The organism is Paenibacillus sp. fava2, assembly GCF_058313675.1.
This window is the reverse complement of record NZ_CM177755.1, coordinates 4,245,498-4,256,961: the sequence shown is the minus strand read 5'-3', so window position 1 is coordinate 4,256,961 and position 11,464 is coordinate 4,245,498. Positions and strand designations below refer to the sequence as shown.

At 55.6% G+C, this 11,464-nt stretch carries 9 protein-coding genes; all 9 read left to right on the top strand.

From position 1 onward, the window contains the following. The first annotated feature begins 169 nt into the window (after positions 1-169). Positions 170-2,269, top strand: coding sequence for a DNA mismatch repair endonuclease MutL (gene mutL / locus AC4G46_RS18450; protein ID WP_491124006.1), 2,100 nt, complete (start codon positions 170-172; stop codon positions 2,267-2,269). 37 nt (positions 2,270-2,306) lie between these two features. Beyond that, positions 2,307-3,086 (top strand): class I SAM-dependent methyltransferase, encoded by a 780-nt coding sequence (locus AC4G46_RS18445; protein WP_491124005.1) that lies wholly within the window; start codon positions 2,307-2,309, stop codon positions 3,084-3,086. After that, positions 3,076-4,026 (top strand): tRNA (adenosine(37)-N6)-dimethylallyltransferase MiaA, encoded by a 951-nt coding sequence (gene miaA, locus AC4G46_RS18440; protein WP_491124004.1) that lies wholly within the window; start codon positions 3,076-3,078, stop codon positions 4,024-4,026. The genes AC4G46_RS18445 and miaA overlap by 11 nt, the downstream gene beginning before the upstream one ends. A 396-nt stretch (positions 4,027-4,422) precedes the next feature. Further along, complete coding sequence (hfq, locus tag AC4G46_RS18435) at positions 4,423-4,662, top strand: RNA chaperone Hfq (RefSeq protein WP_068724967.1); 240 nt, start codon at positions 4,423-4,425, stop codon at positions 4,660-4,662. 137 nt (positions 4,663-4,799) lie between these two features. Further along, positions 4,800-7,448 carry a transglycosylase domain-containing protein gene (locus AC4G46_RS18430; protein ID WP_491124003.1) on the top strand — a complete coding sequence of 883 codons (2,649 nt, stop codon included), beginning with the start codon at positions 4,800-4,802 and terminating at the stop codon, positions 7,446-7,448. Between the two features lie 298 nt (positions 7,449-7,746). Then, entirely contained in the window at positions 7,747-8,301 is a 555-nt protein-coding gene (locus AC4G46_RS18425; RefSeq protein WP_068724970.1) for a ribonuclease FAU-1 family protein, read from the top strand. A 2-nt stretch (positions 8,302-8,303) separates the two neighbouring features. Beyond that, positions 8,304-8,960, top strand: coding sequence for a YdcF family protein (locus AC4G46_RS18420; RefSeq protein ID WP_491124002.1), 657 nt, complete (start codon positions 8,304-8,306; stop codon positions 8,958-8,960). A gap of 103 nt (positions 8,961-9,063) precedes the next feature. Then, positions 9,064-10,023: an AAA family ATPase gene (locus AC4G46_RS18415; RefSeq protein ID WP_491124001.1), complete on the top strand. Its 960-nt coding sequence runs from the start codon at positions 9,064-9,066 to the stop codon at positions 10,021-10,023. 80 nt (positions 10,024-10,103) lie between these two features. Next, a complete protein-coding gene (hflX, locus tag AC4G46_RS18410; RefSeq protein WP_491124000.1) occupies positions 10,104-11,393 on the top strand; it encodes a GTPase HflX in 1,290 nt (429 codons plus the stop codon). The last annotated feature ends 71 nt before the right edge of the window (positions 11,394-11,464 follow it).

The following is an 11,464-nucleotide window of genomic DNA, read 5'->3' as shown; positions in this document are numbered from 1 at the left end:
AAGCTTAGTGGAAAAACGTCACCTGATTCTGCGGTTTTAACGTCTGAACGGGGTTAATGGCTAAATTAGCTGTTGATTTTCCACCTAATGCAGATAATTGTTGGGAAGTAATAGAATTAGATAGCATAAATCCAATTAAATTAATATATTACCGCGAGGTGAATGAATCATGGCCAAAATTCATGTGCTGGACGAGCATATTGCCAACCAGATTGCTGCCGGGGAAGTAGTGGAGCGGCCGGCTTCCGTCGTAAAGGAGCTGGTGGAGAATGCCATTGATGCCGGCAGCACCCGCATTGAGGTTACCGTGGAAGAGGGCGGCCTGCAGAGCATCCGCGTCAAGGACAACGGCTCGGGCATTGAAGCGGAGGATTGCGAGACGGCGTTCTACCGCCATGCAACCAGCAAGATTGCCAGCGGCCGCGACCTGTTCCAGATTACAAGCCTCGGCTTCCGGGGCGAGGCACTGCCCAGTATCGCGGCGGTGTCGAAGGTTACACTGCTTACAGCCAGCGGAGATGACGGCAAGGGCCGGCAGATCGCGATCGAAGGCGGGCGGCTGATTGCCAATGAAGATCAGCCTGCCGGCAAAGGCAGTGATATGGCTGTGCGTGAATTGTTTTACAATACTCCGGCAAGGCTGAAGTATATGAAGAGCATTCAGACCGAGCTCGGGCATATATCGGATGCGATGTACCGGATGGCGCTTGCGCACCCTGATATTTCTTTTACGCTGCACCATAACGGCAACCAGCTGCTGCATACACTCGGCAGCGGTGATCTGCTTCAGGTCATCGCAGCCGTCTACGGCACATCAGCAGCCAAGGCGATGCTGCCGGTCAGCGCGGAAGATCCCGATTATAAGATCACCGGCTACATCAGCCGTCCGGAATGGACCCGCTCCAACCGGAACGCGGTAACAACCATCGTCGGCGGACGTTATATCCGCAGCAACGGGCTGAATGCGGCAATCCTGCGCGCGTACCACACGCTGCTGCCGATTAACCGCTATCCGCTGCTGGTGCTCAAGCTGGAGATGCATCCTTCGCTCGTCGATGTCAACGTACATCCGGCGAAGCTGGAGGTGCGCTTCAGCAAGGAGACGGAGCTGTACGCCTTTGTAGAGCAGGAGCTGCGCAAGGTGCTGCTCGGCCAGAACCTGATTCCCCGCCCCGGCAGAGAAACGGTCGGCGGGAAGGGCAGCAGCTCCTTCATTCAGGAGCAGTTCGCCTTTTCCAAGGGCACTGCACCGGCGGCGCAGGCAGAAACTACTGCTGCAGCTAACCTGCCTGCGGCAGGCGGTGCAGCAGCCGTTCAGCCTTCCGGCTTGTCCGGCGGGAACTACACACCTCCAGCCGCCCCGGGCAGCGAGGGCAGCGCGCCGCTGTTCAGCGGAAGCCCCGCCAATCCCGTCCGGCAATCCGGCGGCACTGAAGGCCGCCCGCCTGTTTCCGGCGGCAGCGCTGATCTGCTGGCCGCGCAGCCCGGCCAGTCTCCGGCCTTCCAGCCGCAGGCCAGGGAGAGTGCCGCTGTCTACAGCGGCAGCTTCCCGCAGGCGCCGGCGCGGCCCCGGAGTGACGGAGGCGGGAGCTTCCGCCAGCCGCCGGCAGCGGTGCCGGCACGCGGCAGCCTGCCTAGTGCCGGGGAGCTGTACGCCCCGAGCGGGAATGCCGATCCGGGTCTCCCGCAGTTTCCCGAGCTGAATTACATCGGTCAGCATCACGGCACTTATATTATTGCCCAGAACGACAGCGGGCTCTATCTGATTGACCAGCACGCTGCACATGAGCGGATTAACTACGAATATTATTATGAGAAGTTCGGGCGTCCGGAGGATGCCTCGCAGGAGCTGCTTCTGCCGATTACACTGGAATTCACGCCGTCAGAGAGCCGCCAGCTCAGCGAGCGGCTGCACTGGTTTGAGAAGGCCGGGGTATACCTGGAGCATTTCGGGGGCCAGACATTTCTGGTCCGCTCCCTGCCTTACTGGTTCCCGGAAGGGGAGGAGAAGGCGCTGGTGGAGGAAATGGCCGAGTGGGTGCTCAGCGAGCGGTCCATTGACCTGGCCAAGCTGCGCGAGAAATCCTCGATCCTCTGCTCCTGCAAGGCCTCGATTAAGGCCAACCAGAAGCTGACGGAGCCGGAGGTGGATGCGCTGCTGTCACGGCTGGCGGCCTGCAAGCAGCCTTATACCTGCCCGCACGGCCGGCCGATTGTCGTGTCCTTCTCTGCTTATGATCTGGAGAAGCTGTTCAAGCGGGTAATGTAACCTAACGATAGAAGCGAGTACCGGAAATGGAGGCAACATGATTATAACGACGGGCTTTGACCCGATACCGGAAATTGTTCAGCGGGCCAGGGCGCTGGCGGAGCATACCGGAACGAAATTTATACCCCGCGGGAAGTTGTCTGTGAGGCGGCTGGTTGAGCGCTACGGGGACGAAGATATTCTGGTTATCCTCCAGGAGGCGGTCCGGCTGATTACGCCGGGCACGCCGCCGATGGAATTCCATCCGAGCATGGGCTTTGTCCGGGCCAAGCGGATTCTCAAGGGCGAACCGGATGCTATGCTGGAAGCGGCCCGGATGGAACCGGGTGACAGCGTGCTGGACTGTACGGCCGGCCTCGGCAGCGATTCCCTTCTGTTTGCCGTGCTGGGCGGAGAGGGCTCTACTGTTACAGCGCTGGAGAGCTCGCTGCCGCTGTATGCTCTGCTCTCTGAAGGCATGAAGCACTATACTTCAGGGCAGGCGAAGGTCAATGAAGCACTGCGCCGCATCCGGGTGGTTCACAGCGAGCATCTGGAATATTTGCGCGGGCTGCCGGACAAGAGCGTGGACATCGTTTATTTTGACCCGATGTTCCGGGTGCCGCTGATGGATTCGTCAGCCATCTCGCCGCTGCGCCAGTTCGCCAACACCGCAGCGCTTTCAGAGGAGACGGTCGCTGAAGCGCGCCGCGTTGCCCGTAAAACCGTCCTCCTCAAGGAAAAGGCGCTGAGCGGCGAATTTAACCGGCTCGGCTTCACGGAGCTGCTGCGCGGGAGCGCCAAAATATCGTACGGGGTGATTCACATTGACAACTGAGACGAAACATAAAGTGCTCGTGCTGCTGGGCCCGACAGCCGTCGGCAAAACCCGGCTGAGCCTGGAACTGGCTGAGGCCTACAATGCTGAGATCATCTCCGGCGACTCCATGCAGGTGTACCGCGGCATGGATATCGGCACAGCCAAGATCAGCACGGCCGAAATGAACGGAATCCCCCATCATCTGATTGATATTCATGATCCGGAGGAGGCATATTCGGTTGCCGAATTCCAGGAGCAGGGCAAGCGGCTGATTGCAGAGATCAGCGGCCGGGGCAGGCTGCCGTTTATTGTCGGCGGCACAGGGCTATACATTGAGTCGTTGTGCTACGGCTTCCGCTTCTCCGAGGCGGTGGCCGATGAAGCGTTCCGCGCCGAACAGGATGCTTACGCGGAAACGCACGGGGCCGAGGCGCTGCATGCCCGGCTTGCCGCCGTGGACCCGGCCAGTGCGGAGCGGCTTCATCCGAATGACCGCCGCCGGATTATCCGGGCGCTGGAAATTCATCATCAGATGGGTACCACCCTGTCCGCCAACAAAGCGGAGCAGACCCGGGAATCCCCCTATGAGCTGTGTCTGATCGGCCTGACCATGGACCGGAAGATCCTCTACAAGCGGATTGAGGACCGGATCGACCAGATGCTGGAGCAGGGGCTGATTGCCGAGGTGCAGGGGCTGCTGGATAAGGGCTATCACCGCAGCATGGTAGCCATGCAGGGGCTTGGCTACAAGGAGATTGCCGCTTATCTGGGGGGGGAACTGACCTATGAAGAAGCAGTGACCCTGCTGAAGCGCGACACCCGGCGGTTTGCCAAGCGCCAGCTGTCCTGGTTCCGCCACATGAAGGAAATCGAATGGATTGAAGATTTTAACGAACAGAACTATCCCGGTAATCTTGCAAAGATACGTGAGATTATCTCCCGTAAGCTTGATAGATAAGATGAACACGGCACTTGCTTCGATTCTTTTATGCATCGTGAATAGTCCCGAGAGTATGTTTCATACATGCTCCGGGGCTTTTATTTATTTTGGCAGGACTGATTCAACCCCAGCTGATTTGCGGTAGAAAAATGAGGGGGCCTTCAGCACTAACCGGAGTGTAAGGAATTGACGGGAAGGGGGCGGAAGATTTAACATGTATTCTAGAGAGAACGGACGATGCGTGCTACCGGAAGCCGCCCCGGCTGCGTAAACGTTCATGTTATATACCTTAACTTCACTCCAATGCAGCGAATTGCTGTAACTGCAGATTGCGTGGTATAATAGCAGGAAAGTTTCTCTCAGGTGTTGAATATACTTACGAACAATCTAATTGAACCATTGGGGGTACGTCATATGAACAAGTCCATTAACATCCAAGATACGTTCTTGAACCAGCTGCGTAAAGAGAATATCCCTGCCACAGTATATTTGACCAACGGCTTTCAGATCCGGGGAATCATCAAGGCATTTGATAATTTCACGATTGTGATCGACAGTGACGGTCGCCAGCAGATGGTGTACAAGCATGCGATCTCGACCTTCACGCCGCAGCGCAGTGTCTCACTGATGCAGGACAGCGGAAGCGACGAGTAACATTTTACTGCCTTAAAGCGAAACTTTTTTGTTTATAAACCGTTTGAATAGAGTGCGCGAGAGCAACCTGCGAAGGTTGTTCTTTTCATTCGTGCCACAAATTTGAGGATATTTCCGAAAGGGAGTCAGGAGGCAGCATGTCCAGAGACGAAATATCAAGGACAAACAACAGACACAGACAGTCGGGCTCTGCGAAATCCACAGGCAAGCCCAAGCCGAAGAAAAAGAAAAAGTTTTTAACCAAAAAACGCGTATTATGGAGTTTATTTTTTGCAATGGCCCTGGCGATTTTTTGTGCGCTCGGCGGTTACCTGTTCATTATGCTTAACGGGCAGAAGCTGCTTAATGAGAACCAGGATAAGCTGACGGTCAATCCGCCGACACAGATTTTTGACCGGAATGCGAACCTGATCGGCGAGCTGTCACTGGAAAAAAGCGATCCGGTGGAGCATGACGATATCCCGGAGCAGCTGATCAACGCTTTTGTGGCAACCGAGGATAAACGTTTCTTTGAACACAAAGGGGTAGACTTCTGGTCGATCGGCCGCGCAGCGGTGAAGGATATTGCGGCACGCAGCATGGTGGAAGGCGGCAGTACCATCACCCAGCAGCTGGCCAAAAATATCTTTTTGACCCGTGACAAGACGTTCTTCCGCAAGGCGACAGAGGTATCCATCGCTGTTGCGCTGGAGAACTCCAAGACCAAAGATGATATTATCACGATGTATCTTAACCGGATCCCGTTCGGGGGCACGATCTATGGAATCAAGGCGGCGTCGATCCGTTATTTCGGCAAGAGCAACCTGCAGGATCTGGATCTGTGGGAAATGGCCACACTGGCCGCAATGCCGAAAGGGCCTTCCCGCTACAATCCGCTCCGCAACCCCGAGCTCTCCAAAGAGCGGCGCGGCGTAGTGCTTCAGCTCATGTATGAGCAGGGCTACATCACCAAGGAAGAGATGGATCAGGCCAAAGTGGTGGAATACAGCTACAAGCCGCCGGAGAGCAAGCAGCGTTATCAGGCCTTTATTGATTTCGCGATTGATGAAGCAGAAGAGAGATTCGGGCTGACCGAAGACGATCTGAACATCGGGGGCTACAAAATCTACACCACGATGGATAAGCACGCCCAGGAGACGGTGGAGAAGGCTTTTGCCGACAGCGATAATTTCGAAAAAAGCGTCGACGATGAGCTGGTTCAAGGCTCGATGACAATCATCAATCAGGAGAACGGCAGTATTGTTGCCCTGATGGGCGGACGCAATTATGAGAAAAAAGGCTTCAGCCGCGTGAACGGCAGCCGCCGTTCTCCGGGCTCGTCGATTAAGCCGATTGTTGCTTATGCACCGGCTCTGGAATCGGGCAAGTTCACAAGCTCTTCCATGCTGAGTAACGAAAAGCAGTGCTTCGGCACCTATTGTCCGAACAATCTACACGGTTACTCGTCTACCATCAGCATGAGCACAGCCATTACGAAATCGGAAAATATCCCGGCAGTCTGGCTGCTGAATGAAATCGGTGTGAATACCGGCTTCCAGTTTGCGAAGAAGCTCGGCATTAACCTCAGCGATGACGATAAAAACCTGGCGCTGGCGCTCGGCGGTGTGTCGCAAGGCACGAATACGCTGGAGATGGCCCAGGCCTACAGTGCCTTTGCAAACGGCGGGGAGCTGCGGGAGGCCTACTCGATTAAGTCGATTGAGAACAGCGACGGGGATACGGTCTACAGAGCCAATACCACGCCTGAGCGGGTAATGAGCGAGCAGACGGCGTATCAGATGACCGAGATGATGCAGGAGGTTGTAACGGACGGGACCGGTAAAAAAGCGAAGATCAACCGTCCGGTTGCCGGTAAGACTGGCACCACTCAGAGCGGGTACTCCGGAATCAGCTCCAACCGTGACGTCTGGTTCGTCGGCTATACGCCGGAATGGACAGCGGCGGTCTGGATGGGCTATGACAAGCCGAGCAAGACCCATCTGCTGAAGAACAGCAGTCCGCTGGCAGCGGCCTTCTGGGGCAAGGTAATGGAGGAGGCGCTGGAAGGTGTTCCGTCCAAATCCTTCCCGTCACCGTCAGGCTCCAATGAAGCAGAGCCAACCGCTACGCCGGAGGCTGTACAGCCGGTAAGCGGGCTGTCAGCTGCTTATGATCCGTCCACGATGACCGTCAATCTGAGCTGGGCGCCAGCGCAGGCTGAAGGCGTGGAATACCGGATTTACCGGCGCGAGACATCTGAGAGCGAGTTTACGGCGCTTCTGAACACGGTGTCGCCGACTGTAGGCGATATCAGCGCCATGCCGGGCCTTACCTACGAATACTATGTGACGGCCTATTATCCTGAACTGGATCAGGAAAGCGAACCTTCCGACACGGTTACTGTAGCCGTGCAGGATGAGATGCCGACCATGGAGCCTGAACCCACACTGGATCCGAACCTGCCGACTGACGATTCCGGAAACGGCAATAACGGCAACGGGAACGGGAATGGGAATGGGAACGGCGAAGGGAACGGCAACAACAGCGGTAATAACGGCAACGGGAATGGTAACGGCAACGGCAATGGTAACGGCCAGGGTAACAACGGAAACGGCAATGGCGGAGGCAACGGCGGATTGCCGGTGAATACGCCTGAAGCCCTGCCGACACCGCCTCCGGCCACACCGGCGCCAACCTCTCCGCCTGAAACGGTGCCGGGCAGCGGCAATGCCGGCCCGGATACCGGAGCCGGGGCTGTAACCGATCCGGCGGCAGGCATGGCAGAAGGAGACGGCAGTACACAATAAGATTGTTCTAGCAGATTATAGAGTTCAAGAGACTATACAGGGCAGGCAGGCTTCCTCTAATGAGTGGATGTCTGCCTGTCTTTTTTTTGAATGCGGTTGAGACCTGACAGGGCGTTGTCGTTTTTTGAAAGAACAAGTAGGTATAGGTTTCACATGATCCATTATCCTTATCTTTCCCGCAGAAACGGGTACCGTCCTGATTAGACGGCGTAGCCGTTTCTACTTGGTAAGACTTGTTTTGAGTGTATCTGCCAAATGTGTTAAGCTGGATACACCATTATTCGAGAGGGTTATTCATATGAAACGTAAATTCGGAGACCGGGCCAACTGGCGCCGGATTACGCGCCGCCATTTTGCCTGCCGCTATGTGGAGACCCGGGAATTCAGCGGTTATATTACACTTTATACGATTTACGGGCTGAAGGAACCGCTCTGGAAAAGCTATGGCAGGCATACATACCGCATCGCGGACAAGGGTTATTCCTGGCTGCAGTATTTTCCCAAGGACAGCCATTATATTGTAACGGCCATGTTTGACGAACGGCAGAATATCATACAATGGTACATAGACACCTGCAAGGTCCAGGGTGTTACGGATCAGGGAGTTCCCTGGTTCGATGATTTGTATCTGGATGTGGTGGTGCTGTGGAACGGGGAAGTGTTTTTGCTTGATGAGGATGAGCTTGAGGAAGCGCGTGAACGTAATGATATTACAGACAGCGACTACAAGCTGGCCTGGACAACAGCCAAGGGTATTCTGCGCAGTATTGATGCACACTCCTTTCCTTACTTTGCCCTTTCCCTGAAGCATCGTGCCGAATTGTTCCATCACGGAGAATTCAGGAGGAAATAGAAATGGAATGGTATGTTTACCAAAAAGGCTCGTCTCCCATCCGTAAGGTATCGCGGAAACGGCGCTCACGCTTCAGACGCAGGCTGCTGCTTGTTTGTACCGCCGCAGTGGCAGCAGGTTTGCTGTGGTGTGCGGTTGCGTTCAACAGGATCAATAGTGCCGCTACTGCATCACCGATGATCAATGCTGATGCCGGTATTATTCTGGGAATGTCCATGTGGGGGGACGAGCCCAGCCCCGGCCTCAGGGAACGTCTGGATTACGGGCTGCAGCTTTATGAGGAAGGCAAGTTCAGCCGCTTTATCGTCTCGGGCGGGCTCGATCATCCCGACTACCGGTACACAGAGGGCCAGGGGATGCGCAACTATCTGGTAGAGCATGGCGTGCCGGACCAGGCCATCCTGATGGAGAATGAATCTACCAGCACCTACGAGAATCTGAAGTTCAGCCAGGAGATTATGCAGCGTGAAGGCATGACAACCGCTGTTATTATTACCCATACCTTTCACGGGCAGCGGGCACTTGAGATTGCGGAGGAATTCGGCTATATTTCCCCGCAGCTTGGTGTAACGGAGTCCGAAACGATGTCCATGCTCAAATATAAATCGCGGGAGATTCTTGCATACAGCAAGTGGAAATTACAGCAGCTGTTTATGTAATCAACAAGGAAGCTATAAAGTTCCCGAATCTGCTAATAACACCCCGCCAGCCGGAATAGACTTGAGTTAGAGCAAGTCAGCCCTGGATAATGAGGTGAACAAGGTGAACGGACGCGTAGCAGCGGCAAGTGGCCGGGATGATGGCCGGCCGTCACGGCAGATCAATATTGTGCTGCGGAATCAGGAACCGCCTGCGGCGGGTATGGCCGCAGGCGAACCTGTGCCTGCCAAAAATCAAGGCCGCAGCGGGTTATTCCAGGAATTAAGCCGGGAGCTTGATGCCCTTGTGGGCCTGGACAATATCAAGGAGCTTGTATTCGAAATTTATGCCCTGCTGCAGGTTGCCCAGATGCGCAGCGAGGCGGGGCTGGCCAGCGGCGGCCAGGCCTACCATATGGTGTTCAAGGGAAATCCCGGAACCGGGAAAACCACCGTTGCCAGAATCGTCGCTAAGCTGTTTCAGCGGATGGGGGTGCTCAGCAAAGGGCATCTGATTGAGGTGGAACGTGCAGACCTGGTCGGCGAATATATTGGACATACCGCCCAGAAGACGCGTGATCTGGTCAAAAAAGCGCTGGGCGGCATCCTTTTTATTGATGAAGCCTACAGCCTCGCCCGCGGCGGGGACAAAGATTTCGGCAAGGAAGCGATAGATACGCTTGTAAAAAGCATGGAGGACCAGCGCAGCCAGTTTGTGCTCATCCTGGCCGGATACTCGGAAGAGATAGATTATTTTCTGATGAGCAATCCGGGCCTGCCTTCAAGATTTCCGATTCAGGTCGAATTTCCCGACTATACGATCGACCAGCTGCTGCAGATTGCCGAGCTGATGGCCAAGGAGCGCGATTATATTTTGATGCCCCAGGCCATACTCAAGCTAAAGCAGCATCTGCTGATCGAAAAGACCGAGAGTCTTCACGCCTTCAGCAACGCCCGCTATGTCCGTAATTCTATTGAAAAGGCAGTGCGGGCACAGGCAGTTCGGCTGCTGAACCAGTATGATAGCACCAGCCCCGGCAAGCAGGAGCTGATGACGCTGCGGACGGAAGATTTCAAGCTTTAGCCCTGCGCCTGCTGCAAAGCGCTACCGGACAAACACAGACAGACATTTCAACAGGTATAAGAAGAAGGAGCATTCAATTAATGTCACTGACCCATGATACACAGACAGATATGCAAGACCGGGCGATTCTCGTCAGTCTCGTCACAGACAAAATCAAGCGCACGGGCATCGACCCCGAGCTGTCTTTGCAGGAGCTGGTTCAGCTCGCCGAGACAGCCGGAGTTGAGGTGGTGGACGTTCTCCGCCAGAACAAGGAAACCCCTGATTCCAAGTGGTTCATCGGCAAAGGCAAGGTGGAGGAGCTGCGGATGGCGGCAGACGGGCTAGGCGCCAATACGGCGATCTTTGACCAGGAGCTGTCCGGAGCCCAGGTGCGAAATCTGGAGGAAACACTCGACCTGAAGATTATTGACCGCACCCAGCTGATCCTGGATATATTCGCCGGCCGGGCCAAGACGAGAGAAGGCATCATACAGGTTGAGCTGGCACAGCTCTCCTATCTGCTGCCCCGCCTGTCGGGACACGGCAAAAATTTGTCCAGGCTCGGCGGCGGTATCGGTACCAGAGGTCCCGGGGAGAGCAAGCTGGAGACCGATCGCCGGCATATCCGCGGCCGGATCACGGAGCTCAAGCGCCAGCTTGATGATGTCGTCAAGACCCGCGAGCTGCACCGCGAACGCCGCCGCAAGAGTGGGGCAGTACAGGTAGCGCTGGTCGGTTATACTAATGCCGGCAAATCGACGCTCTTGAAGCAGCTGACTGATGCAGATGTTTATATCGAGAACCAGCTGTTCGCTACACTCGATCCCACTTCACGTGTGCTGCAGCTGCCGGCGGGCAAAGAGGTTGTGCTGACCGATACGGTCGGGTTCATCCAGAACCTTCCGCATGATCTGGTGGCTTCCTTCCGGGCGACTCTGGAGGAGGTCAATGAGGCCAATCTGGTGCTGCATGTTGTGGATGCCTCCTCTCCGATGCGGGAGGAGCAGATGGAGGTTGTCGATTCCATTCTCCAGGAGCTTGGTGCTGCCGGCAAGCCGCGGGTAGTCCTGTTCAACAAAAGCGATCTCTGCCAGCCGGAGCAGCTGGAGATGCTGCCTTCAGGCCGGGGATATCTGAAGATCAGCGCCTTTAATCCTGACGATCTGGCACGTGTCACCGGGCTGATTGCCGATGAGCTGGCCGGAGATACGCTGGTATTCCGCATTCCCGGCGACCGGGGGGATCTGTCCTCGCTGCTGTACCGGGTGGGGGAAGTGCAGGATACCCAGTATGAAGAAAACGATGTGCTCTACAGCGTCCGCCTGAACAAAGAGGATTATGAAAAGTGGGGCTATAAGCTGACGGAGTTTGTGGTGCCGCAGGACTAAGCCATAGTTAAACAGCTGTCCTGTTAAGTATAATAGGAATAGGTCTTTCTCGCCCGGCGGCCCTGTCTTCA